26 protein-coding genes and 1 pseudogene are annotated in these 23,342 nt (G+C 72.8%); 13 read left to right on the forward strand and 14 right to left on the reverse strand.

The features are described 5' to 3' along the window. Positions 1-17: 17 nt before the first annotated feature. Both ABIA32_RS28805 and ABIA32_RS28810 read left to right on the forward strand, forming a co-directional pair. The gene (locus tag ABIA32_RS28805) at positions 18-2,930 is read left to right on the forward strand and encodes a 2Fe-2S iron-sulfur cluster-binding protein (RefSeq protein WP_370101654.1); all 2,913 of its coding nucleotides are present in this window, start codon (positions 18-20) and stop codon (positions 2,928-2,930) included. Further along, positions 2,920-3,483, forward strand: coding sequence for a sarcosine oxidase subunit gamma (locus ABIA32_RS28810; RefSeq protein ID WP_370101656.1), 564 nt, complete (start codon positions 2,920-2,922; stop codon positions 3,481-3,483). Before ABIA32_RS28805 ends, ABIA32_RS28810 begins: the two co-directional genes overlap by 11 nt. Positions 3,484-3,657: 174 nt before the next feature. Here ABIA32_RS28810 and ABIA32_RS28815 read toward each other — a convergent pair whose 3' ends face one another. Beyond that, entirely contained in the window at positions 3,658-3,972 is a 315-nt protein-coding gene (locus tag ABIA32_RS28815; protein WP_370101659.1) for a hypothetical protein, read from the reverse strand. Between the two features lie 135 nt (positions 3,973-4,107). Between ABIA32_RS28815 and ABIA32_RS28820 the strand changes: the two genes are divergently transcribed. After that, positions 4,108-4,338 (forward strand): hypothetical protein, encoded by a 231-nt coding sequence (locus tag ABIA32_RS28820; RefSeq protein ID WP_370101662.1) that lies wholly within the window; start codon positions 4,108-4,110, stop codon positions 4,336-4,338. A 67-nt stretch (positions 4,339-4,405) separates the two neighbouring features. Here ABIA32_RS28820 and hemC read toward each other — a convergent pair whose 3' ends face one another. The 5 genes from hemC to ABIA32_RS28845 form a co-directional block, all read right to left on the reverse strand. Then, a complete protein-coding gene (gene hemC, locus ABIA32_RS28825; RefSeq protein ID WP_370101665.1) occupies positions 4,406-5,335 on the reverse strand; it encodes a hydroxymethylbilane synthase in 930 nt (309 codons plus the stop codon). A gap of 63 nt (positions 5,336-5,398) precedes the next feature. Next, entirely contained in the window at positions 5,399-5,650 is a 252-nt protein-coding gene (locus ABIA32_RS28830) for a hypothetical protein (RefSeq protein WP_370101668.1), read from the reverse strand. Between the two features lie 122 nt (positions 5,651-5,772). Beyond that, positions 5,773-6,006, reverse strand: coding sequence for a hypothetical protein (locus ABIA32_RS28835; protein WP_370101671.1), 234 nt, complete (start codon positions 6,004-6,006; stop codon positions 5,773-5,775). Further along, complete coding sequence (locus ABIA32_RS28840) at positions 6,003-6,164, reverse strand: hypothetical protein (protein WP_370101672.1); 162 nt, start codon at positions 6,162-6,164, stop codon at positions 6,003-6,005. The genes ABIA32_RS28835 and ABIA32_RS28840 overlap by 4 nt, the downstream gene beginning before the upstream one ends. 112 nt (positions 6,165-6,276) lie before the next feature. Then, the gene (locus ABIA32_RS28845) at positions 6,277-6,993 is read right to left on the reverse strand and encodes a hypothetical protein (protein WP_370101675.1); all 717 of its coding nucleotides are present in this window, start codon (positions 6,991-6,993) and stop codon (positions 6,277-6,279) included. A gap of 330 nt (positions 6,994-7,323) precedes the next feature. On the opposite strand from ABIA32_RS28845, the gene ABIA32_RS28850 reads away from it, so the two are divergent. Further along, complete coding sequence (locus tag ABIA32_RS28850; protein WP_370101678.1) at positions 7,324-8,523, forward strand: glycosyltransferase; 1,200 nt, start codon at positions 7,324-7,326, stop codon at positions 8,521-8,523. Positions 8,524-8,535: 12 nt separating this feature from the next. Here ABIA32_RS28850 and ABIA32_RS28855 read toward each other — a convergent pair whose 3' ends face one another. From ABIA32_RS28855 to ABIA32_RS28865, 3 genes are all read right to left on the reverse strand, one after another. Continuing rightward, entirely contained in the window at positions 8,536-8,778 is a 243-nt protein-coding gene (locus tag ABIA32_RS28855; RefSeq protein ID WP_370101681.1) for a hypothetical protein, read from the reverse strand. A 137-nt stretch (positions 8,779-8,915) separates the two neighbouring features. Next, complete coding sequence (locus ABIA32_RS28860; protein WP_370101684.1) at positions 8,916-10,250, reverse strand: sugar porter family MFS transporter; 1,335 nt, start codon at positions 10,248-10,250, stop codon at positions 8,916-8,918. A 280-nt stretch (positions 10,251-10,530) separates the two neighbouring features. Continuing rightward, positions 10,531-11,148 (reverse strand): FMN-binding negative transcriptional regulator, encoded by a 618-nt coding sequence (locus ABIA32_RS28865; protein ID WP_370101688.1) that lies wholly within the window; start codon positions 11,146-11,148, stop codon positions 10,531-10,533. A gap of 83 nt (positions 11,149-11,231) precedes the next feature. Between ABIA32_RS28865 and ABIA32_RS28870 the strand changes: the two genes are divergently transcribed. Further along, entirely contained in the window at positions 11,232-12,596 is a 1,365-nt protein-coding gene (locus ABIA32_RS28870; protein WP_370101691.1) for an aminotransferase class I/II-fold pyridoxal phosphate-dependent enzyme, read from the forward strand. Positions 12,597-12,615: 19 nt separating this feature from the next. Here ABIA32_RS28870 and ABIA32_RS28875 read toward each other — a convergent pair whose 3' ends face one another. Both ABIA32_RS28875 and ABIA32_RS28880 read right to left on the reverse strand, forming a co-directional pair. After that, positions 12,616-13,449, reverse strand: coding sequence for a VWA domain-containing protein (locus ABIA32_RS28875; protein ID WP_370101853.1), 834 nt, complete (start codon positions 13,447-13,449; stop codon positions 12,616-12,618). A gap of 498 nt (positions 13,450-13,947) precedes the next feature. Next, positions 13,948-14,613: pseudogene (locus tag ABIA32_RS28880) on the reverse strand (TerD family protein); the annotation flags it as partial. A gap of 119 nt (positions 14,614-14,732) precedes the next feature. On the opposite strand from ABIA32_RS28880, the gene paaA reads away from it, so the two are divergent. Genes paaA through paaE form a run of 5 tightly spaced genes read left to right on the forward strand, consistent with a single transcriptional unit; the run spans position 14,733 to position 18,454 of the window. Continuing rightward, positions 14,733-15,722 carry a 1,2-phenylacetyl-CoA epoxidase subunit PaaA gene (gene paaA, locus ABIA32_RS28885; protein ID WP_370101694.1) on the forward strand — a complete coding sequence of 330 codons (990 nt, stop codon included), beginning with the start codon at positions 14,733-14,735 and terminating at the stop codon, positions 15,720-15,722. Then, a complete protein-coding gene (paaB, locus tag ABIA32_RS28890) occupies positions 15,719-16,018 on the forward strand; it encodes a 1,2-phenylacetyl-CoA epoxidase subunit PaaB (RefSeq protein ID WP_370101696.1) in 300 nt (99 codons plus the stop codon). The genes paaA and paaB overlap by 4 nt, the downstream gene beginning before the upstream one ends. Before the next feature lie 14 nt (positions 16,019-16,032). Continuing rightward, positions 16,033-16,869: a 1,2-phenylacetyl-CoA epoxidase subunit PaaC gene (paaC, locus tag ABIA32_RS28895; protein ID WP_370101699.1), complete on the forward strand. Its 837-nt coding sequence runs from the start codon at positions 16,033-16,035 to the stop codon at positions 16,867-16,869. Then, entirely contained in the window at positions 16,863-17,390 is a 528-nt protein-coding gene (paaD, locus tag ABIA32_RS28900; RefSeq protein WP_370101702.1) for a 1,2-phenylacetyl-CoA epoxidase subunit PaaD, read from the forward strand. The genes paaC and paaD overlap by 7 nt, the downstream gene beginning before the upstream one ends. Then, the gene (gene paaE / locus ABIA32_RS28905; RefSeq protein ID WP_370101705.1) at positions 17,390-18,454 is read left to right on the forward strand and encodes a 1,2-phenylacetyl-CoA epoxidase subunit PaaE; all 1,065 of its coding nucleotides are present in this window, start codon (positions 17,390-17,392) and stop codon (positions 18,452-18,454) included. The genes paaD and paaE overlap by 1 nt, the downstream gene beginning before the upstream one ends. A 1-nt stretch (position 18,455) precedes the next feature. On the opposite strand, the gene ABIA32_RS28910 is transcribed toward paaE, so the two are convergent. Together ABIA32_RS28910 and ABIA32_RS28915 are read right to left on the reverse strand one after the other, a co-directional pair. Beyond that, positions 18,456-18,659 carry a DUF5302 domain-containing protein gene (locus ABIA32_RS28910; protein ID WP_370101707.1) on the reverse strand — a complete coding sequence of 68 codons (204 nt, stop codon included), beginning with the start codon at positions 18,657-18,659 and terminating at the stop codon, positions 18,456-18,458. Positions 18,660-18,721: 62 nt separating this feature from the next. Continuing rightward, on the reverse strand, positions 18,722-19,207 hold the full coding sequence (locus ABIA32_RS28915) for a MarR family winged helix-turn-helix transcriptional regulator (protein ID WP_370101710.1): 486 nt from the start codon (positions 19,205-19,207) through the stop codon (positions 18,722-18,724). Between the two features lie 105 nt (positions 19,208-19,312). Here ABIA32_RS28915 and ABIA32_RS28920 point away from each other — a divergent pair, with 105 nt between their 5' ends. From ABIA32_RS28920 to ABIA32_RS28930, 3 genes are all read left to right on the forward strand, one after another. Beyond that, positions 19,313-19,726, forward strand: coding sequence for an organic hydroperoxide resistance protein (locus ABIA32_RS28920; RefSeq protein ID WP_370101712.1), 414 nt, complete (start codon positions 19,313-19,315; stop codon positions 19,724-19,726). A 168-nt stretch (positions 19,727-19,894) separates the two neighbouring features. Continuing rightward, on the forward strand, positions 19,895-20,995 hold the full coding sequence (lgt, locus tag ABIA32_RS28925; RefSeq protein WP_370101715.1) for a prolipoprotein diacylglyceryl transferase: 1,101 nt from the start codon (positions 19,895-19,897) through the stop codon (positions 20,993-20,995). A 137-nt stretch (positions 20,996-21,132) separates the two neighbouring features. After that, entirely contained in the window at positions 21,133-22,119 is a 987-nt protein-coding gene (locus tag ABIA32_RS28930; protein WP_370101718.1) for a DMT family transporter, read from the forward strand. Between the two features lie 73 nt (positions 22,120-22,192). On the opposite strand, the gene ABIA32_RS28935 is transcribed toward ABIA32_RS28930, so the two are convergent. Further along, positions 22,193-23,275: an FAD-dependent oxidoreductase gene (locus tag ABIA32_RS28935; protein ID WP_370101720.1), complete on the reverse strand. Its 1,083-nt coding sequence runs from the start codon at positions 23,273-23,275 to the stop codon at positions 22,193-22,195. Between the last annotated feature and the right edge of the window lie 67 nt (positions 23,276-23,342).

Here is a 23,342-nt window from a genome sequence, read left to right on the forward strand (position 1 = left end):
TCGACGCAGGCGGTCGGGTGGACCGCTCGGCACCGCTGCGCTTCACCTTCGACGGCGTCGAACTCACCGGCCTGCGCGGCGACACCCTGGCCTCGGCGCTGCTCGCCAACGGTCGGTGGGGCGCGGCCGCGAGCCAGTACCGTGGCCGACCGCGCGGGATCGCGGCGAGCGGCGTGGCGGAGCCGCACGCGCTGGCGCAGGTCAGGCGTCCCGGTTCGGCCGCCTCCGAACCGATGCAGCTCGCGACGACTGTCGAGCTCGTGGACGGCTTGCAGGCATGGAGCCTCCCCGGGCGTGGCAGACTCGAACCGGAGGATGTCCCGGCCACCCCCGCTGCCTTCACCACCTCCGCAGTCTTCGACAAGATGCACGTCCACGCGGATGTGCTGGTCGTCGGCGCCGGCCCGGCGGGCTTGGCCGCCGCGCTCACGGCGGGCCGGGCGGGCGCGCGCGTCGTGCTCGTCGACGACCAGCCGGAGCCCGGCGGGCAACTGCTCTCCGGCCACGAGACCGTCGACGGCCTCCCCGGGCCGGAGTGGGCCGCCCGCGTAACGGCCGAGCTGGCCGCCCTGCCGGACGTGCGGGTGCTGCCGCGTACGACGCTGCTCGGCTACCACGACCAGAACTACCTGACCGCCGCCCAGAGTTTCGAGGCTCCCGCGCCCGGCAGGCCCGAGCAGCGGCTGTGGCACATCCGCGCCCGACAGGTCGTGCTCGCGACCGGCGCGCTCGAACTGCCCATGGTCTTCGCGGGCAACGACCGCCCCGGCGTGATGTCGGCCGCGGCAGTGCGGACCTACCTCAACCGCTATGCCGTCGCGCCCGGCAGCAGGGCCGTCGTCGTCACCACCAACGACCACGCCTACGCCGCCGCCCTCGACCTCGCCGCCGCCGGAGTCCCGGTCGCCGCCCTGGTCGACACCCGGCCCGAGCCGCCCGAGGGCCTCGTCGACGCGGCGCGCAGGGCCGGGATCGAAGTGCTGACGGGCTCGGCGGTCGTGGCCACGGAGGCGTCCGGGGACGCCGGGGACGTCAGGGCCGCAGGGGACGCCGGGACGAGCGGTCGTGTGGCCGCCGTCCGCGTGGCTCCGCTGACCGCCGAGGGCGAACTCGCCGCCCCCGCCCGCCGACTGGCGTGCGACCTGCTCGCCGTCTCCGGCGGCTGGGCCCCGGCCGTCCAACTGTGGAGCCAGGCGCGCGGAAGTCTGCACTGGGACGAGGAGAGCGCCGCCTTCCTACCGGGCGACTGCCCGCAGCCAGCGGTCACGGTAGGCTCGGCGCGCGGCAGTCACGGGCTGGCGGAGTGCCTGGCCGAGGGCGTCGAGGCCGGCGCCCGGACGGCCGCCGCCGTCGGCTTCCTCGCCACCTCACCGCAGGTCCCGCTGTGCGCGGGCGACCCGCGCCCGACCGCGCCCAGACCGGTCTGGCTCGTGCCGGGGGAGAGCGGTGGCGCGGGGGACTGGCGGGACCACTTCGTCGACACGCAGCGGGACGCCACCGTCGCCGACATCGACCGCGCGATCCGCGCGGGCATGCGCTCGGTCGAGCACATCAAGCGCTACACCACCATCGGCACCGCCCACGACCAGGGCAAGGCGGGCTCGGCGGTCAGCGCCGTCGGCGTCATCGCCCAGCTGCTCGGCGCGGCGTCCCCCGGCGAGGTCGGCACCGCGACCTTCCGGGGCCCGTCCATCCCGGTCTCCTTCGCGCTGCTGGCCGGGCGGGAGCGCGGCGCGCTCTTCGACCCGTCCCGGACCACACCGCTGCACCCCTGGCACGTCCGGCGCGGCGCGGTCTTCGAGAACGTCGGCCAGTGGCTGCGTCCGCGCTACTACCCGCGCCCGGGGGAGTCGATGGACGAGGCGGTGGCGCGCGAGTGCGGCGCCGCACGCGAGTTCGTCGCGGCGATGGACGCCTCGACGCTCGGCAAGATCGACGTCATCGGCCCGGACGCGGGTCTCTTCCTCGATCGGATCTACACCAACGGCTTCGCCAAGCTGCCGGTCGGCTCCGCGCGCTACGGGATGATGTGCCACGCCGACGGCATGGTCTTCGACGACGGCGTCACCGTCCGGCTCGCGGAGGACCACTACTACCTGACCACCACGACCGGCAACGCAGCCGCCGTCCTCGACTGGCTGGAGGAGTGGCTCCAGACGGAGTGGCCCGAACTGCGGGTGCGGTGCACGTCCGTGACCGAGCAGTGGGCGACGGTCGCCGTCGTCGGACCGCGCTCACGCGAGGTCCTCGCCGTGCTCGCCCCCGATCTCGACGTCTCGCGCGAGGCCTTTCCGTTCATGACGGTCCGCCACACCTCGCTCGCGGACGGGCTGCCGGCGCGGATCTGCCGGATCTCGTTCTCCGGAGAGCTCGCCTACGAGATCAACGTGGCGGGCTGGCACGGCCTGGCGCTCTGGGAGGCCGTCCTCGCCTACGGCGCCCACCTCGGCATCACCCCCTACGGCACCGAGACCATGCACGTGCTGCGCGCCGAGAAGGGCTTCCCGATCGTCGGCCAGGACACCGACGGCACAGTCACCCCGCTGGACCTCGGCATGGACTGGATCGTCGCCCGCCACAAGGACTTCATCGGCAGACGTTCCCTCCGCCGCCCGGACACCGTCCGCCCCGACCGCCGCCACCTGGTGGCGCTGCTCCCGCACGACCCGGACGAACTCCTCCCGGAAGGGGCCCAGCTGGTGGCGCCGGGGGCGGACCTCGACCGGCCACCCGTGCCGATGCTCGGCCACGTCACCTCCAGCTACCGCAGCGTGGCCCTCGGCCGGACCTTCGCCCTGGCCCTCGTCGCCTCCGGGCGCGAACGCCTGGGCCAGACCCTGCACGCGCCGCTCGCCGACGGCCGCGTCATCGCCGCGACCGTCGCCGACCCGGTGCTCTACGACCCGAAGGGAACCCGCCGTGACGGCTGACGACCTGCGCCGCGGCGCGCTCACCGCGCTCGCCGCGCTTGCCCCCGCCTTCCCCGCCGAGGGCGCGGTGACCTTGCGCGAACTGCCCTTCCTGGCCCAGTTCTCCTTCCGCTTCCGGGACGTACCCGCGGTGCCCTGTCCGCCGCCGGGGCGCTTCGTATCCATGACAGACAGGCTCGACGCGCTCTGGCTCGGCCCGGACGAATGGCTGGTCGTCGGCCCGGACGGCGCGCAGGACGCCATCCGCGAGCTGCTCCGGCCGGTGCTGGATCCGTCCTTCGGCTCGCTCGTCGACGTCTCCGCGAACCGCGCCGTCCTCGAACTCGCGGGCCCGGCCGCGCGAGCGGTGCTGGAGAAGGGCTGCTCGATCGACCTCCACCCGCGCGCGTTCACGCCCGGATGCTGCGTGCAGACGCTGGTCTCCAAAGTCCAGGTCGTCCTCCGACAGACGGCCTCCGACCCGGCCCCGGTCTACCAGCTGTTCGTCCGGCCTTCCTTCGCCGACTACCTCGCCCGTTGGCTGCTGGACGCGATGGCGGAGTTCGCGGGCTGAGCGTCGTGGGATCGGCGGTCGGCAGGCGGGCCCGGCGGTCCCGCCTGCCTCCCTTGCAGCAGGCTTTCACAGAATTGCGGTGTGCCGCGCGCATATTCCGCGCAAGCGGTGGTCAGGACGACGCAACCGGCCAGGCCGCGAGCCGCGTCCGCGGCCACGTCGGAGCTGGGCGGGTCACTCGGCGGACGCGGCGTCCCGCACGGCGGTGTCCAACTGCCGCCGGCTCACGTCGAGATGTTCGGCGGCGGTGGCGAGACGTTCGGGGGCGGGCTGGTTGAGATGCCAGCCGATCTCGTGCAGCGCCTCGATCGCTGCGGCGAGCGCCTGCAGGGCCGGGCCGTTCGCGGCCATCGTGTCGCGGTCGGTGTTGAGCAGCAGCCAGTTCGTCCCGGCGAGCAGATTCGTCAGGTAGATCCGCCGCCGCAGCGGCTCCTCGTCCTCGGGGGTGTCGTGGTGCTCGACGTGGTCACTGCGGTGGTCCTCTGTCATGGCCAGAACCCTAGGCCCTGCCCGGGAGCGCCCACCTGCGCTCTGTCCTGGCACGTGCCTCCGGCAATCCGGATTCGTGACCTGATCTTCCGCGTTCTCCCGTACAGGGCAAGGCCTTTGACGCACACTGGAGCCATGGCGCAGACGACTCCAGACCCCGCCAAACCCTACGGGGGCCTGTGGACTCCCCCCGAGAGGTACCTCGCGCCCGGCTGCAAGGGCGCCGAGCCCGGCGAGTCGCACACCTGCGCGGTGGGCGTCCGCGTCATCGCGGGCAAGCTCCACGGCTGCGAGCACGAATGCCACGACCTGGAGATCGCCCACCTCAGGGACGTCTCCGCCCGCTTCGGCGAGACGATCACCTGAGACTGGACGTCGTCGCCTGCCGAGCCTTCCGTGCGGCCCAGCCGAGCTCGGCCCAGCCCACCTCGGCTCAGTGCGGGATGCCGGTGATGACCTCGTGCGCGCCCTGGCGCAGCAGCGTCGCCGCGACGCTGGTGCCGAGTGCGAGCGGATTGTGGTCCCACTCGTGGGCGTCGAGGCAGATCTTCCCGTCCGGGGAGAACACGCGTGCGCGCAGGCCGAGCCGACCGTCGGGCTCGGTGGTGGCGTAGGCGCTGATCGGGGAATTGCAGTGACCCTGGAGGACGTGCAGGAGCATCCGCTCGGCGGTGGTCTGCCGGTACGCCTCGGGGTCGCCCAGCGCGGCGAGCGCGTCGATCGTGGCCGACTCGTCGGCGCGGCACTGCAGGACGAGGGTCCCCGAGCCGACGGCGGGCATCATCTGCTCCACGTCGAGGATCTGCGCGATCCGGTCCGTCCGTCCGATGCGTTCGAGGCCGGAGACGGCGAGGAGCAGCGCGTCGTACTCGCCGGCGTCGAGCTTGGCCAGGCGGGTGTTGGCGTTGCCGCGGCACGGCACCGGTTCGATGTGCGGCCAGTATCGGGCCAGGTGGGCGACCCGGCGCACCGACGAGGTACCGACCCTCGCCCCGGCGGGGAGCTGGTCGAGCCGCAGGCCGTCGGGCTGGACGACCGCGTCGCGGATGTCGTCACGGCGCAGGTACGCGGCGAACGCCGTGCCCGCGGGGACGGGCCGGTCACCGGGGACGTCCTTGACGCAGTGGACGGCGAGGTCCCAGTCGCCGCGCAGCAGTCCGTCGTCGAGTTCCTTCGTGAACGCGCCCTTGCCGCCCAGGTCGGACAGGGCGCCGGTCCATCGGTCGCCGGAGGTGGTCACCGGGACCACCTCCGTGACGACGCCGGGGTGGTGCGCGGCGAGCTCGGCGCGGACACGCTCGACCTGAGCGAGGGACATCGGCGAGGAACGGGCCCCGATCCGAAGCAGTGGAGGGACTGACATGCACTCAGGCTAGCGCCCCGCGACCCGCCGCCGAGCGCGGCCCGGTCGACTCGCGGTCGGGCCTCAGCTCACGTCGTCCAGTACGGTCACCGGAGACCCCATGGCGTGCGGGCACCGGAGCGGCTCGGTCAGATGCACGACGTAGGGGCCGTTGCCACGGCAGCTGTCGATCGCGACGATCTCCTCGTCGATCCGGGCCCGGCAGGGAACCGGCACCGGCTCGGTGATCGGCAGGTTCCAGTTGCGCCAGTGGATCGGGTCCGATGGGTGCGCGGTACTGACCGGGGCGACGGCGGAGGCGAGCACGGGGTTCATGGCAGAGCACCGTAGCGGTCGGAATGCCTGAAAGGGAGACCCTGGGTCCGCTTGATTTTCGCAGGCCACAGGGGTCCGCGCCGCTTTGGGAGCCGGATTGCCGTGCCTGGCACGGGTGGTGGCTACGGCCGCCTGGTCAGGGTGACGATGGCGGAATCCGAATCGTTGCCGTGCGGGACGACGGCGGTCAGGACGACGTCGGTATGGTCCGTCCACGCATCGACGGGAGACTGCGTGTTGGCCTCGCACGCCCTTGTGACCGCGTCGCCGCCCCAGTAGCTGCCCAGGTGCATGTTGACGGCCTTCACGGACTCGACGTAGCCGCGCAGCCGGTATCCGCTGCTTTCGCGGGTCACCGTGAGGTCGGAGACCCCGTCGGAGGATCTGTCGCCGCGGTCGCGTGGAGGTAGATCGACTGTTGCGGCAGCATGTCCCGGGGCGTGGGGGACGCGGCGGCCGCGGCGGGGATGAGGACGCTGAGGGCTGCGGCGATGGCGTAGGCGAGGTGGCGCATCCGGGACTCCCGTGGTTGATCTTCGATCAGCCAACCGATCCGGGCCCCGCTCGGTCACGCGCCACCCGGGTGATCTTCCCGCGGCCACCCCTATTGCACTGGCTCCGCCTCGTCACGGACTGGTCGGCGAGGGAATCAGCGGCGTCGGCCTCGGCGCGGGCTCCGACTCCAGGGTCTGGACCGCCGCATGGATCGCGGCGATCGCCGCAGCCGCCGCCGGCGAAGCACCCGCCGGGACGACACCCGAGATCGCGTGCTGCCACCACCACAGGTTGTCCGCCACGGCCGTCGCACGCTCGGCCTGCAGCGCCGCCGCGGCGCCCTGCTGCGCGAACTCCACCAACTGCTGAGGGGTGTAAGGCATGTCATCCTCCTGAGGGTCCACACCGGGCCAGTAGTCGGCCACGGAAGAGAGGTCGTACGGGCCCGGATCGGCGTACTGCTTCGCCACCGCACCAGGGAAGATCGTCGGATCGCCGTCGTACTGGGCGATCCACCAGTGCGGCTCGGCGACGCCCTGCGCCTGAAAAGCCGCCCGGACCGCGGGCCAGGTCGAGGAGTTGCAGTAGATCGTCGGGTCGACCCCCGCCGTGCGGCGCCTCTGCACCCAGCCCGGCGCCTCCCCGGGCGTGGCGTCTCCGGTCTCGACGTCGAGCACCACCCCGAGGTCGTCCGCCGAGCTGACGGCGATCTCGACGATCGTCGCGTGCGGGAACCGCGACCGGTACTCGGCCACGTTGGCGTAGTAGCCGTCCCCGTACCCGGCGATCAGCGTCGCCCCGGCCGGGACGTTGGCCGCCGTGACGGCGTCGTACATGATCCGAGTCATCGTGCACTCGCCTTCTTCGTTGCGGAGGCGAGCAGGTGAGCATGGATCACGTCGACCCGCGCCCGCGCCTCGGCCGCCACCGTGGCGTCCGGATCAGCACCTTAGCGCTCTGCCGCGGGCCGCCGCGCGACCTCGACCAACTCGTCGAGCCGCCCACCAGGCGGGGCCCGTCGACGGCCGAGGGTGAATCCCGCCGCGCCGAGCTGACGGTTCACGCCGACGGTGGAGCGCGGATCATATGCCTCCGGTTGCTGTCGTGGCGCACGGCTGAGCAGGCAGCCCGGGGTTAGCGTGGCCGGGCAACGCGATCGTCAGAGTGAGGAATTCACCGTGAGCTTCGACCGCAACCGCGGCAACCTCGGCCGTGGTCGGCCCTTCCGTCTGATCGTCACCGGCGGCGGCACAGGCGGCCACACCTATCCGGCCCTCACGGCGATCCGGACCCTCCAGGCAACTCTGGCGGCCGGCGGACGGGCCCTGGAGGTGCTGTGGGTCGGCACCGCGGACAGCCTGGAGCAGCGCGTCTCAGCAGGCGAGGGGATCGCCTTCCGGGCGGTGGCCACCGGCAAGCTGCGTCGCGCCGGCCACCAGCTCAAGCCGGGGTCCCTGGCGTCCCTTGCGAACATCAGGGACATGGGCCGGGTGCCGTTCGGCGTCGCCCAGGCCCGGGCGATCGTCGCCGAGTTCGAGCCGGACGTGGTGCTCGCGACGGGCGGTTACGTCTCCGTGCCGGTCGGCCTCGCCGCGAAGCTGTGCCATCGGCCTCTGGTGGTCCACGAGCAGACGGTGCGGCTGGGTCTCGCGAACAAGGCACTGGTCAGGGTCGCGGCGCGCGTCGCCGTCTCCGCCGAGTCGACACTGGCCCTGCTGCCGGAATCGGCCCGCAAGACTGCGGTGGTGACGGGGAATCCGGTGCGGCCGGAGGTGCTCACCGGACGGGCGGACAAGGCCGTCGAGTCGCTGGCGCTGCATGGCTTCGACCGGCGGTTGCCGACCGTGTACGTGACGGGCGGCGCGCAGGGATCGCAGCAGATCAACTATCTGGTGCGGGGCATCCTGCCGTGGCTGCTGACCGAGGCGAACGTGGTGCACCAGTGCGGGCCGGAGCACCTCGACGAGCTGCGCGGGTCGGCTGCGGCGCTTCCCGCCGATCTGGGAGGCCGATATCGCCTGATCGGGTATATCGGCTCGGAGCTACCGGATGTGCTGGCCCTCGCCGACGTGGTGATCTCCCGCGGCGGCGCCGGCACCATCGCGGAGCTGACGGCGCTCGGCAAGGCGGCGGTGCTGCTGCCGCTGGCGGGCTCCGCGGCCGACGAGCAGGCCCACAACGCCCGCCGGCTGGCAGAGGCCGCTGCCGCGGTCGTCCTCCTGGGCGAGGTGAGCGCGGACGACCTGCGCGAGGCGGTGGGCCCGCTGCTCGCCGACGAGGCCCGCCGCGCCGACCTCGCGACCCAGGCCCGGTCCCACGGGCGTCCGGACGCGGCGGAGCGACTGGTGGAGGTGATCCTGGCGGCTGCCGGTCACTGAAGATGTGGCATCTCAGTGCTCGTGGGGCCATTTGCCGGGGTGGTCGGCCCAGTAGATCTGGGTGGGGTCGTCGAGGTCGGTATCGGGGCGTTCGTGCTCGACGAAGCGGTGCATGGCGCGAGGCGAGCGGCAAGGCTGAGGGGCGGTGAGGCTACCGTCCGCGCGGCAGACGACGACGTTGCGGTCGCTGCTGTTGGTGTCGTAGGGGCCGACGAAGACGGGCGTGTTCTGGTTGGGCGGCTGCAGGCTGGTCATGCGTCCAGCGTCGACCCGGTTCGATACTCCCGCATCCGGACAGCCTCGCTGCTGATCTTGGGAGCGGGGTCACCGCGCCGTGCGGTTGAGCGGTACCCGGCCGTCGAATCGCACGCCGGACCGGAGGGGGCAGGGCGTCAGCCCATCTCCTCCAGGGATTTGCCCTTCGTCTCCTTGATGCAGAAATAGACGAACGGGATCGACAGCAGGGCGAAGCACGCGTAGATCACGTACGTCGCCGACAGGTTCCAGTCCGACATGGTCGGGAAGCTCACCGTGATCAGCCAGTTGGCGATCCACTGCGCCGACGCGGCCACCGAGAGCGCCAGGGCGCGGATCTTGTTCGGGAACATCTCGCCGAGCAGGACCCAGACCACCACGCCCCAGGAGAACGCGAAGCAGAGCACGTAGAGGTGGGCCGCGACCAGGGCGACCGTGGCCTGCGTGTCGGCCAGCTTCGCGTTCGTGCCGGTGCCCACGCGGAAGGAGAAGGCCCAGGCTGCCATCGCCAGGGTGATCGTCATGCCCGCCGAACCGGCGAGGGCGAGCGGGCGGCGGCCGATGCGGTCGACCAGGACGACGGCGATGACCGTGCCGACGATGTTGACCAGCGAGGTCGAGACGCTGATCAGCAACGAGTTGCTGGCGTTGATGCCCACCGACTGCCAAAGCAGGGAGGAGTAGTAGAAGATCACGTTGATGCCGACGAACTGCTGGAAGACCGAGGCGCCGATGCCGATCCAGACGATCGTCTGCAGCCCGACGCGGCCGCCCATCAAGTCCTTCATCCGCGGCTTGTGCTCCGTCGACATCACGTGCTGGATCTCCGCGATGCGCGCGTCGACGTCCGTGCCGGGGGCTTCCACGTCGGCGAGGACCTTCTTCGCCCGGGACAGGTCGCCGGAGGAGATCAGGAAGCGCGGCGACTCCGGGATGGCCAGCGAGAGCAGGCCGTAGATGAGCGCCGGGACGGTCTCCGCGCCGAGCATCCACTGCCAGGCCTGGATGCCGGCCAGTTGGTCGTTCGGATTGCCGCCCGCCGCCTGGTTCAGGGCGTAGTTGACGAGCTGTGAGATGAAGATGCCGAGCACGATCGCCGCCTGCTGGAACGACGCCAGCCGGCCGCGTACCGCCGGTGGTGCGACCTCTGCGATGTACGCGGGGGCCACCACCGAGGCGATGCCGATCGCGATGCCGCCGATCACGCGCCAGACGCCCAGCATGACGATGTTCGGCGGGAACATCGTGCCCAACCCGCTCGCGGCGAAGAGGATCGCCGCGATCTGCATCACCTTGATGCGGCCCAGGTGGTCCGCCATCCAGCCGGCGCTGACGGCGCCGATCGCCGATCCCAGCAGCGCCGAGGAGACCACCAGCGAGGTCTCGCCGTTGTGCACGTTGAAATGGTGCTGGATGCCGGTCACGGCGCCGTTGATGACGGAGCTGTCGTAGCCGAAGAGGAAGCCGCCCATCGCCGCCGCCGCGGCGATGAAGACGACGTGCCCGAGGTGGCCCTCGGCGGTGGAGGACGAGGAGGCTCGCGTGCTGGACAGTGGGGACTCCCGATCGTGCGCGGCGCGGATGATCCTCCCCCAGCCTCCGGCCGGGGGTGCCTGGGCAGCCTAGGAACCCCGCTCTCCCACGCGGCGAAGGCGCGGCGCGAGGTGCGCCGTCCGGAGTGGCGGCTCACCCGGACGGCGCAACGAACGGACGACGCAACGAACGGACGGAGCAACGAAGCAAGGGCCGCCGTCAGCCGCGCTGGAGGCGGGCGGCGACCGCCGCGTCCTGCGGCAGGCCGCGCTCGCCGAGGCCGGCCCGGACCCGGGCCGCGAGCTCGTCGTCCTTGTGGCTGTCGTACTTCGCCTTCGCGCGGACCTCGTCGATTCGCAGCCGCAGCCCTCGGATCGAGGAGAGCATCCGCCCGAACGGCGGCTCGCCGGGGACGATCGGCCGGTGCGTGGACTCGGGCTGGAAGCGCACGTACTGGCGGTCCATCAGGGCCGCCTTCTCGTGCGGGTCGTCGACCACGGTCGCGGTGCAGAGCAGCTGGACGGAGCTGTAGTAGCTCGTCGGCACGCCGTCCTCGGGGGCCGTGTCGGGGGCGGCCCGCCAGGTGCCGGGGATGAAGGCGTAGTCGTCGGTGACCGCGAGGACGACCTGCGGGTTGGCCTCGACGGCGGCCCAGAACGGGTTGGGGCGGGCCAGGTGCAGGATCACCTCGTCCTCGCCGTCGTAGGCAAAGTGCGTCGGCACCAGCACCGGCGGCCCGCCGTCCGGGCCGTTCGCGGCCAGGGTCCCGAAGTCGCGCGGCGCGAGCCAGGCTCGCCAGGCTGCCTCGTCGGCCTGGTCCCAAGGATGGATGAGCACGTCGCCCCCTACGGTGATGTCGGGACTGGTCCCGCACTTTGAACTAGTGCATAATGTTCTTTGTGCTAGGAGATTATCGGATCATGGGTCGGCGTGCCAACGAGATCGCGGCGGAGATCGAAGCGCTGGTCACGGCGGGTGAGCTGGCCCCCGGCGCCGGGCTGCCGCCGCTGCGCGATCTCGCCCTCGACCTCGGCGTCAATCCGAACACCGTCGCCGCCGCCTACCGCGTGCTGCGCGAGCGCGGCGTCATCGAGACGGCCGGCCGCCGGGGCAGCCGCGTGCTGCCGCGCCCCGCGCTGACGCCCAGGGACTACGCGCCGCTCGACATTCTCCCCGGCGTCCGCGACCTGGCGGACGGCAACCCCGACGCGCGGCTGCTGCCCGACCCCGGACCGGCGCTGGCCCGGGCCGGCCGGGGGCCGGACCCGCAGGCGGGCCGCTACGGCGGTACCGACCTCGATCCGGGGCTGCTCGCGCTCGCCCGGCACTCCTTCGCCGCCGACGGCCTGCCCGCCGACGCGATCGGCATCGCCTCCGGCGCGCTCGACGCGCAGGAGCGGATCTTCCAGGCCTGGCTGCGCCCCGGCGACGCGGTCGCGGTCGAGGATCCGGGCTGGGGCAGCCTCTTCGACCTGCTGCCCGCGCTGGGCCTGCGGCTTCAGCCGATGCCCGTGGACGACGACGGTCCGACCGTGGCCGGCCTGCGGCAGGCGCTCGACGCGGGCGTGCGCGCCGTGGTGCTGACGGCGCGCGCCCAGAACCCGACCGGCGCGGCACTCGGCGAACAGCGCGCGACGGCACTGCGTGCGCTCCTCGCTGAGCGTCCGGACGTGCTGCTCGTCGAGGACGACCACGGCCACGGCATCGTCGACGGGCCGTACCACACGCTCTGCGTGGGACCGGCCGCCGCGAGCGGCCCGGACGGCGACCGCCGCCCGCAGCCGACGGTCCGTCACTGGGCCGTCGTCCGCTCGGTGGCCAAGTCGCTCGGGCCTGACCTGCGGATCGCCGTCATCGCCGGCGACCGCGACACCGTCGACCGGGTGCGCGGACGCCAGCGGCTCGGCGCCGGCTGGGTCAGCCACCTGCTGCAGCGCACGGCCGCCGCGCTCTGGGCGGACTACGACCCGGCCCCTGGCGTCGCCTCCTACCGGCTCCGGCGCGACGCGCTGGTCGACGCACTCGCCGCGCGTGGCGTCGAAGCGCACGGTCGCAGCGGCCTCTGCGTCTGGGTGCCCGTGCCGGACGAGACCGCCGCCGTCACCGGACTGATGCAGCGCGGCTGGGCCGTCTCCCCGGGCGCGCGTTTCCGCTTGGAGACCGCGCCCGGCATGCGGCTGACCGTCTCCACGCTGGACCTGGAGGAGATCCCGCGCCTCGCCGACGACGTCGCCGCACTGCTGCGCCGCCGCACGGACCGCGCCGACGCGGTGCGCGGCGTCTGACCCGGTCCCCCCGGACCCCCTAGGCAGGCGGCAGCAGGCCGCGGGAGCGGGCCTGCTGCAGCCAGGACGGGTACTCGTTCATCATCAACTCGAACAGTTGCTCGTCGCTCACGTTCTGCGGGTCCTGGACCGCGAAGAAATCCGCGTTGTCGACATAACGACCCGGCAGATCGTCCAGCTCCTCCAGGAAGCGGAAGGTGCCGTCGCCCCAACCGCCCGCCAGCGCCCGGGAGAGCCCCCCGAACAGTCCCCGGCCGCCGCCCTGCGGCGGGGACGGGGGAGCGGACTGCTGCGGCGCGTCGACCGAGCGCGAGGAGCGGCCGATGCCCATGAACTGCCAGAAGATCGGTTCGTAGCTGGACGCGGCGACCTGCGCCCGGGTCAGCTGCTCGCTGGTGGTGTGGCCGTCCGTCACGAACATGACGTAGACCGGTTGCCGGTCCTGGACCGGCGCGTTGCGCGGCCCGGAGTGGCCGAAGTACTGCTCGCGGATGAGCCGCATCGCCCCGGCATAGTCGGTGCCGCCCTCGAGCGGGTACTGGCGCAGGAGTTGGCCGACCCACCCCGCGTACGAGCGTGCACCCACCGAACCGGCCACATGCCCCTGGTTGCCGAAGAGGAAGACGTCGACCTCACCGTTGTCGTCGAAGCGCAGACCCAGCGCGAGCACCCGCTCGACGAGGGCCTGCACCTTGCCGCTGCGGTAGAGACCGTGCATCGAGCCGGAGATGTCGAGACAGAGCGCGACGCGGGCCGTGTGCTCGCCGAGGCCGCGCTTCTCCAGGCTGACGCCGGCCTTCTTGGTGAGGTCGAGCAGCGCGCGGTCGCCGCGGTCGGCGAGGTCCTTCTCCATGGAGAAGAGCTGCTGCTTCTTGAGGCTGACGCTGCCCGGCGCTGAGGCGGGGGCCGGCGCCGGAAGGTCGATTCTGGTGGGCGCTGACGGCCAGGACGGCGGCGGAGGTTGCCCCTGTGGGCCCGGGCCCGGGTCCGCCGGGCCGTAGCCGGGCTGGACGGGCGCGCCGCCGAAGACGGCCGGCGCGCCGGCGGGAGGTGCCGCGGGTGCCGCGGGTGCCGCGCCGGGGGCGTAGCCGTATCCGGCCTGCGGCCCGTAGCCCTGCTCGCCGTAACCCTGCTGCGGATACCCCGCTTGGGGGTAGCCCTGTCCGGGCAGGGGCGCCTGCTGACCGCCCGCTCCGAAGACGGCGGGGGCGGGTGGCGCGGGCTCGATCGGCGGGAGGCCCGCCAGGCCGGGCTGAACGTGGCCACCGCCGCCGAAGATCGCCGGTGCGGCGGGGGCGGTGCCGGGCGCGCCGTAGCCGGGGTCGGCAGTGGGCGCCGGCGTGTAGACCGGTGGGCCGGCTGCCGCAGGTGCTGCCGCGGGCGGGGCGGAAACCGGTGGCGGCCCGAACCCGGCAGGCGGCACAGACTGCGCGGGCTGCGGGCGCATCGGAGTCGCAGCCGGAGCGGGAGCCGGGGCGGCCACCGGAGCCGCCGGGTCCGCGTCGATCGCGATGCCGTAGTCCGTCGCGAGCCCGGCCAGGCCCGAGGCATAGCCCTGGCCCACCGCCCGGAACTTCCAATCCGCGCCGCGCCGGTAGAACTCGCCGAAGACGAACGCCGTCTCCGTCCTCGCCGAGTCGATGTCGAAGCGCAACAGCTCGGTGGCGCCACCCGCGTCGAGGACGCGCAGTGCCAGGCCCGGCACCTGCCCGAACGTCCCGCCGTCGGCCGACGCGCCGACGACGATGCGGTCCACGCCCGGCTCGACCGCGCCGAGCACGACACGCACCGTGTCCGTCGCCGTCGGGCCGGCCGCCCGCTTGCCCTCGTGCCGGACGGCGCCCGACGCGTGCACGGGCTGGTTGTAGAAGACGAAATCCGCGTCCGAGCGGACCTTGCCCGAGCCGTCCACGAGCAGGGCCGACACGTCGACGTCGGGAACGCCGGCGCCGGTGGCCCAGGAGATCTCCGCACGCAGGTCCGCCGTGGGAACGGGGGCGTTCGCGCCCTTGCTCATCGCCGTCATGGGCCCATCCTGCCGTCTTCGCGACCGGTGGCAAGGCCGTTCGCCCTCTTGAGTCCCGACCGACCGTTCGGTAGTCTGGAGACAGCAACGGATCCGGAGGGGTGGCTGCCATGACCGGCACAGACGCGAACGCGTCGGACGACGCGTCGACGACCGCGCTCGCGGCGCACTTCGATGCGACGATCGGGCACGATCAGCGGATCGAGCCGCGCGACTGGATGCCCGAGGGCTATCGCGCGACGCTCGTGCGGCAGATCGCGCAGCACGCGCACTCGGAGATCATCGGCATGCAGCCGGAGGGGGAGTGGATCACGAAGGCGCCCTCGCTGCGCCGCAAGGCGATCCTCTTCGCCAAGGTCCAGGACGAGGCGGGCCACGGCCTCTACCTCTACTCCGCCGCCGAGACCCTCGGCACCGACCGCACCGAGCTGACCGAACGGCTGCTCTCCGGTCGGCAGAAGTACTCCTCGATCTTCAACTATCCGACCCTGAGCTTCGCCGACGTCGGCGTGATCGGCTGGTTCGTCGACGGCGCGGCGATCTGCAACCAGGTCCCGCTCTGCCGCTCCAGCTACGGCCCCTACGCGCGCGCCATGGTCCGGATCTGCAAGGAGGAGTCCTTCCACCAGCGGCAGGGCTACGAACTGCTGCTCACCATGATGCGCGGCAGCGACGCCCAGCGGGCTCAGGTGCAGGACGCGGTGGACCGCTGGTGGTGGCCCTCGCTGATGATGTTCGGCCCGCCGGACACCGACTCGCCCAACAGCGCGCAGTCCATGGCCTGGCGGATCAAGCGTCACAGCAACGACGAACTGCGTCAGCGTTTCGTCGACATGACGGTGCCCCAGGCCGACCGGCTCGGCGTCACGCTCCCCGATCCGGAGCTGCGCTGGAACGAGGAGCGCGGCGCGCACGACTTCGGCACGCCCGACTTCGACGAGCTGATGCGCGTGATCAAGGGCGACGGCCCCTGCAACGAGCAGCGCATGACGCGTCGCCGTCAGGCCCACGAGGACGGCGCCTGGGTCCGTGAGGCCGCCGCCGCCCACGCGGCAAAGCAGCAGACCCCCACAGCGCAGACGGAAGGAACGGCGGCATGAGCAGCGAGACCGCACGCGGCGGCTGGCCCCTGTACGAGGTGTTCGTGCGCGGCAAGCGCGGCCTGAACCACGTCCATGTCGGTTCGCTGCACGCCGCCGACGACCGGATGGCGCTGACCAGCGCCCGCGACCTCTACACCCGCCGCAACGAGGGCGTCAGCATCTGGGTGGTCCGCTCCGACCTGATCACCGCCTCCACCCCGGACGAGAAGGACCCCTTCTTCGCCCCGAGTGGCGACAAGGTCTACCGGCATCCGACGTTCTACGCCATCCCCGACGACGTCCCGCACATCTAGGAGCCGGTACGCACATGAGCGACGACGACCACGTCTACCTCTCCCTGGCCGAGGAGCACGGGGACGACACCCGCTGGGCCTTCGGGACCGGCTTCACCGACCCGCTGCACGGCGTCGACACCGCGCTGCCGCCCGGCCTCGACGCGCGCGAACTCACCGCGCTCTGCCTGGCGCTCGCGGACGACGCTCTCGTCTCCGCCCAGCGGCTGGCCGAGTGGTGCACCCGCGCCCCGGAGTTGGAGGAGGAGGTCGCCCTCGCCAACATCGGTCTCGACCTGCTCGGCCAGGCCAGGCTCCTCTACGCCCGCGCCGGCCAGGCCGAGGGCGAGGGCCGCGATGAGGACGCGCTCGCCTACTTCCGGGACCCCGCCGACTTCCGCAACGTCACCCTCGCCGAGTTGCCGAACGGCGACTTCGCCCACTGCGTCGTCAAGCTGCTGCTGTTCTCCAGCTGGCGGCTGTCCCAGTCGCAGCAGTTGACCGGCCACCTCGATCCGGTGCTGGCGGCCGTCGCCCGCAAGGGCGTCAGCGAGCTGACCTACCACCGCGACCACGCGGCGCAGTGGGTGGTGCGCCTCGGCGACGGCACCGAGGAGTCGGCGCGCCGGATGCGCGCAGCGCTCGCCGAGCTGTGGCCGTACCGCGCCGAGCTCTACGCCGCCGCGCCGGAGACCCGCGGCGAGGTCGAGTCCGTCCTCGCCCAGGTGCTGACCGCCGCCCGCCTCGACGCGCCCGCCGACAGCCCCGCCCAGCCTGGCGGCGGCCGCGACGGGCAGCACAGCGAACACCTGACCGCGCTCCTCACCGAACTGCAGAGCGTGGCCCGCGCCGACCCGGAGGCGACATGGTGAGCAATCTTGCCCAGCGCAACCGCACTGCTGCCGCCACCGCGGCTGCCGCCGCCGTGCGGGACCCGGAGCTGCCCATGCTCACGCTCGCCGACCTCGGCGTCCTGCGCGAGGTGCGCCTCGACGCAGACGGCGGCGTCACCGCCGTGCTCACCCCCACCTACACCGGCTGTCCCGCGCTCGCCGAGATGCGTGCCGACGTGGACGCCGCGCTGCGCGACGCGGGCTTCGCCGACGTACGGGTGGAGACGCAGCTGAGCCCGCCGTGGAGCACGGACCAGATCACGGCGGCCGGCCGCCGCAAGCTCGCCGAGGCCGGTATCGCCCCGCCCGGCTCCGCCCCCGTCCGCGTCGAAGGCCCCGTCCCGCTGACGCTCGGACCGACCTGGTCCGCCGTCGTCCACTGCCCGCTCTGCGGCTCCCCGGACACCGAGGAGACCAGCCGTTTCGGCGCCACCGCCTGCAGGGCGCTGCGCCGTTGTCGCGCCTGCCGCGAGCCCTTCGAGCAGGTCAAGGAGATCTAGTGCGCACCAGCTTCCACTCGCTGCGGGTCGCCGCCGTCGAGCCGCTCTGCGAGGACGCGGCGGCGGTCACCTTCGACGTCCCCGCCGAACTCGCCGAGCGCTACGCGTTCCGCGCCGGACAGTCGCTGACGCTGCGCCGGGTGGTGGACGGGCGCGACGAGCGCCGGTCGTACTCGCTGTGCGCGCCGGAGGGCGGGCCGCTGCGGATCGGCGTCCGGGAGGTGCCCGGCGGGCTCTTCTCCGCCTGGCTGGTCCGCGACCTGCGGCCGGGCGACCTGGTCGAGACGCTGCCGCCGCTCGGCTCCTTCGTCCCCGACCTCTCCGCCCCCGCGCATCACGCGCTGATCGGCGCGGGCTCCGGCATCACGCCGCTGCTCTCGATCGCCGCGTCCGCGCTGGCGGACCCCAAGGCGCGCGTCACGCTGCTCTACGGCAACCGCCGCAGCGACTCGGTCATGTTCGCGGACGAGCTGGCGGACCTCAAGGACCGCTACCCGGACCGCTTCCACCTGATCCACGTGCTCTCCAGGGAGCCGCGCGAGAGCGAACTGCTCAGCTGCCGCCTCGACGCCGAGCATCTCGCGGCGGTGCTGCGGGCGCTGGTCGACGTGCCGGGCGTCGACCACTGGTGGCTCTGCGGTCCGCTCGGCATGACCGAGGACGCGCGCGCGGTGCTGGCGGGTCTCGAAGTGCCGGGGGAGAAGGTCCACCGCGAGCTGTTTTACGCCGAGGACGAGGAGCCGCCGACGCCGCTCAGCCACGTCGACGCGGACCTCGAAGGCCCCGCGACCGACATCGAGCTCACCCTGGACGGGCGCGTCACGACCCTGCGGATGCCGTCCGCCGGGCGGACGATCCTCGACGCCGCCCAGCGGTCCCGCCCGGATCTGCCCTTCGCGTGCAAGGGCGGCGTCTGCGGCACCTGCCGTGCGCTGGTCGTCTCGGGCGAAGTGCGGATGCGCCGCAACTTCGCCCTGGAGGACACCGAGTTGGCGGCGGGCTACGTCCTCACCTGCCAGTCCGAGCCGGTCACCGAGCGGGTCGTGCTGGACTTCGACTCCTAGCTCAGCCGCTCTTCCTGCGGAAGGAGCGCTGGCCGCCGGACTTGCCGTGAGTGCCGTGGATCTTGGTCTGGTCCCCGCCGCCGCCCTTCGCGGCGTCGGCCTGGGGGCCGCGGCGGCGCGCCAGCGCCTCGCGGAACTTGCGCTTCATATCGTCCTCGGGGCCGCTGTGTTCGGCGCCTTCGAGGTTCGCGGCGTCGTCCGCCATTGGTGCCTCCATCGGGGAAGAAGTGCACGGACAGTCTTGCACGGCGCGCGCCTTCGCCGCGATCAGCAGTCTGTCGGGCCCGCCGCGTCGGCTCCGGCGCCCGCCGCGTCGAGACGGTCCGTCAACCGGCCCAGCAGTGCACGCAGCTCGCGCAGGTCACTCGGGTCCAGACCGGTGCGCCGGGCGACGGTCACCGGCACCGACTGCGCCTCGGCGCGCAGCGCCTCTCCGGCGGCGGTCGTGCGGACCAGCACCGAGCGCTCGTCGAGCGCGCTGCGCTCGCGCACCACGAGTCCTGCCGTCTCCAGCCGCTTGAGGAGCGGCGACAGCGTGCCCGAGTCGAGGCGCAGCAGTTCACCCAGCCGCTTGACCGTCAGCTCGCCGTGCTGCCAGAGCGCGATCATCGCCAGGTACTGGGGGTAGGTGAGGCCGAGATCCTTCAGCGCGTCACGGTAGATCCCGCCGAAGGCGCGGGTCGCATTGTGCAGCGCGAAGCAGACCTGGTGCTCCAGGCGGAGCAGGTCCTCGGCGTCGGGCGTGGTGGTCATGGTGGTAAGTCTACTATTCAGTTGCGCACAACTCAATTGTGTGATGTTATGTGGTGCGCAACGAAGAAAGACGCACTGACCCGGACCCGAGACGAGGGATTCGCCATGGACGCCCTGTACACCGCCGTCGCCACCGCCAACGGCCGCGAGGGGCGCGCCGTCAGCTCCGACGGCGTGCTCGACCTGGCCCTGGCCATGCCGCCCGCGCTCGGCGGCAACGGCGCGGGCACCAACCCCGAGCAGCTCTTCGCCGCCGGATACGCGGCCTGCTTCGCCAGCGCGCTCGGCGTCGTCGGCCGCGCCGCCAAGACGGACACCAGCGAGGCCTCGGTCACGGCCGAGGTCTCCATCGGCGCCAACGGCGAGGGCGGCTACGGCCTGGCGGTGACCCTCCACGTCGAGCTGCCGGACGCGCTCCAGGGCGAGACGGGCCGCGCGCTGGTCGAGCGGGCGCACCAGGTCTGCCCCTACTCCAACGCGACGCGCGGCAACATCCTCGTCGAGATCGTTGTCGAGTAGCACCGGCCTGCGTCACGACGTGCACGCAGTTCACGCCGAGCAGCAGAACCGCGTGGACAGCGCATGTAGGGTGGGGCCCGCAGTATGCGGGCCCCACCCTTGACAGCTTCGCGGAACCGGAGCTCTTCGAGGTCGAGCGCCCGTCCGGTCTCCGAGGGAAACGGCCTGATGGAACTCGCGTACATCCCCAGCCCTTCGCAGGGCGTCTGGCACCTCGGACCGGTGCCGATCCGCGCGTACGCGCTGTGCATTCTGGCCGGGATCGCGGCCGCGATCTGGCTGACCCGACGCCGCTGGATCAAGCTCGGCGGCAACCCCGAGGACGTGTTCGACGTCGCCCTGTGGGCGGTGCCGTTCGGCATCGTCGGCGGCCGGATCTACCACGTGATCACCGACCCCGAGCTCTACTTCAAGGCCGGCGAGCAGCCGATCCGCGCCCTCTACATCTGGGACGGCGGCCTCGGCATCTGGGGCGCGGTCGCGCTCGGCGCGGTCGGCGCGTGGATCGGCTGCCGACGCAAGGGCATCCCGCTCTCCGGCTTCGCGGACGCGCTCGCCCCCGGCCTCATCCTGGCCCAGGCGATCGGCCGTTGGGGCAACTGGTTCAACCAGGAGCTCTACGGCAACCCGACGACGCTGCCCTGGGGCCTGAAGATCGACAAGATCACCCCCGACGGCGCCGTCCACGGCATCTTCCAGCCGACCTTCCTGTACGAGTCGCTCTGGGACCTGGCGATCGTCGCGCTGCTGCTCTACGCCGACCGCCGCTGGAGCATGCACAACGGCCGCCTCTTCGCGCTCTACGTCGCCGGTTACACGGCAGGACGCGGCTGGGTCGAGGCGCTGCGCAGCGACCACGCGAACCGGTTCCTCGGCCTGCGCATCAACGACTGGGCGGCGCTGCTCCTCTTCGTCGCCGCAGTCGCCTATCTGATCGCCACGCGCCGCAAGCCCGCACCGGAGAACCCGATCGGGGACTCCAGGATCGTGCCGCCCGCCGTCGAGGCGGACCCGGAGGCCGGCGCGGAGTCGGAGCCGCACCGCCGGGTCCTTCGCCGCGTGAGCGAGCCGCTGCCCCAGCCCAGCGATAAGTCGGGCGAGGCGGAACCGGAGGTGGCGTCGGAGGTGGCGTCGGAAGGCGAGAATCAGGCCGGGACCACGTCGCGGCTGGAGGCCCCCGAGGCCGAATCGGCCGAGGCCTCAGGTGACGCCGCCGAGCCCGGCAGTACGAACGGATCCGCGGACGGCGGGCCCAAGCAGCACGCCTGACTTCCGGTCCCTGGCGTCGCGCCCGCCGCGCCCGGCTCTGCCGGGCTCACGGGCCGTCGGCTGGGTAGCATGCCGACAGGGCCCGTGACGCGGCCCGGTGGGCGGCGAGGGGGCTCGGACGTGGGTGCGATGTGGGTGTGACCGCGGTGCTGTCGGTGGTGTTCGCGGTGTGCGCGGCGGTGAGCAACGCGCTCGGCACCGTACTGCAGCGACGCGCGGCCCTGATCGTGCCGCAATCCGTCGGTTTCCGCCTGGGCCTCATGTGGGACCTGTTGCGCACGCCGGTCTGGCTCTTCGGCATCCTCGGGGTCGTCTTCGCCGCCGTCTTCCAGGCGCTGGCGCTCGCGACCGGGCCGCTGGCCGTGGTCCAGCCCATCTTCGTGCTGGAGCTGCCCGCCGCGCTGATGATCGCGGGTATCGTCTTCCGGCGGCGTATGCCCGCGCTGGGCTGGATCTGGGTGGCCTGCCTGGTCGTCGGCCTCGGTACGGCGCTGGCGGCGGCCGCGCCCGGGGGCGGTTCGCTCCAGCCGGCCGTGGGCCTCTGGGTGCTCGCGCTGACGAGCTGCGGCGGGGCGATGGTGCTGCTCTGCGTCGCGGCGCTGCGACGACCGGTCGGCGGAACCCGTGCCGTCTGCCTTGGCCTCGCCGCGGCGATCGGCTACGCGCTGACCGCCGCGCTCATGAAGTCGGCCACGGACACGCTGGACCACCAAGGCGTGGCCGCGTTCTTCGGCGCCTGGCAGACCTACGGCTTCGCGGCGGTCGGGGTCTGCTCGCTCTTCGTCCTGGAGAACGCGATGCAGGCCGGTCCCCTGGTGGCCTCCCAGCCCGCGCTCACCCTCGGCGACGCGCTGATCAGCCTCTCGCTCGGGGTCACGCTCTACAACGAGACGGTGCGTGCGGGGTGGTGGCTGGTCCCGGAGATCGCCGGCGTGGGCCTGGTCGCGCTCGGCGCGGTCGGTCTCTCCCGGCTCCAGATCCTCCCGCAGGAGGGCGGCGAGCCGTCCCGGCCGCCGACGGCGGAGCCCGCGCCGACGTCACGGCCGACCTCCCCCCGTGAGTCCGCTTCGGCGCTGCCCGCGTCCGAGCCCGATCCTGAACCCGCGCCGCCGACTCACGGGTGAGGGTCCCGGCCGGGCGGCGCTGCGCGCCGAGCCGTCGGAACCCGCTGGGCCGACCAGATCCGCGTGGGACCCGTCAGACGCGGCTGAGGACGCGATCGCCGCGCAGGTAGCGGTCGACCGCGACCGCCGCCGCGCGGCCGGCCCGGTTCGCGCCGATGGTGCTGGCGGACGGGCCGTAGCCGACCAGTTGGATCCGGGGGTCCGCCACGGCGCGGGTGCCGTCCATCCGGATCCCGCCGCCGGGCTCGCGCAGGCCGAGCGGTGCCAGGTGCCCGATCGCGGCCCGGAAGCCCGTCGCCCAGACGATGGCATCGACCTGCTCCTCGTGGCCGTCGGGCCAGACGACGCCGTGCTCCGTGATCCGCTCGAACATCGGCAGCCGGGTCAGCGCGCCGAGCTCGCGGGCACGCAGCAGCGCCGGGGAAGGGGGCAGGCCGGTCACGGAGACGACGCTCGCCGGCGGCAGCCCGGCGCGCACGCGCTCCTCGACCATCGCGACGGCGGCGCGCCCGAGCTCGGGCGCGAACCGCTCCTCGCGGAAGACCGGTGGCCGCCGGGTCACCCAGAGCGTGCGGGCGACGGCCGCCGTGTCCGCCAGGATCTGGATCGCCGACGCCCCGCCCCCGACCACCAGCACCCGTCGGCCCCGGAACTCTTCCGGCCCCCGGTAGGCGGAACTGTGCAGGGCCCGGCCGCGGAAGAGCTCGGCACCCGGGTAGCGCGGGACGAACGGGCGGGTCCAGGTGCCGGTCGCGTTGACGAGCGTCCGCGTCGACCAGGAGCCGCGGTCGGTGGTGACGAGCAGCCTGCTCGCCGGATCGGCGGGGTCTGCGGCGTCTGCTCCGCGGACCGAGCCGACCCGTACCGGCCGGAGCACGGGCAGCTCGTTGTCGCGTTCGTAGTCGGCAAAGTAGCCGGGCAGTACCTCGCGGGCGGGCCGGTCGGCGGTGAACTGCGGCAGCGGCGCACCGGGCAGTTCGTGGAAGCCGTGGACCATGGCCATGGTGAGTGACGGCGGCCGATGCTGCCAGGCGCCGCCGGGCGCGGCGTCCGCGTCGAGCACGACGAAGTCCGCGAACGGCCGCAGCCCGCGCCGCCGCAGGTGGTAGGCGGTGGACAGACCTGCCTGGCCGGCACCGACGACAACGGTGTCCACCGCGACTGCCTCGGCCGAGGATGTTGCAGTCTCAACACTCACGGTCGTGAAACATCCGGGCGCGGGC

The sequence above is a fragment of the Streptacidiphilus sp. MAP12-20 genome, assembly GCF_041262525.1.
Taxonomy (GTDB): domain Bacteria; phylum Actinomycetota; class Actinomycetes; order Streptomycetales; family Streptomycetaceae; genus Streptacidiphilus.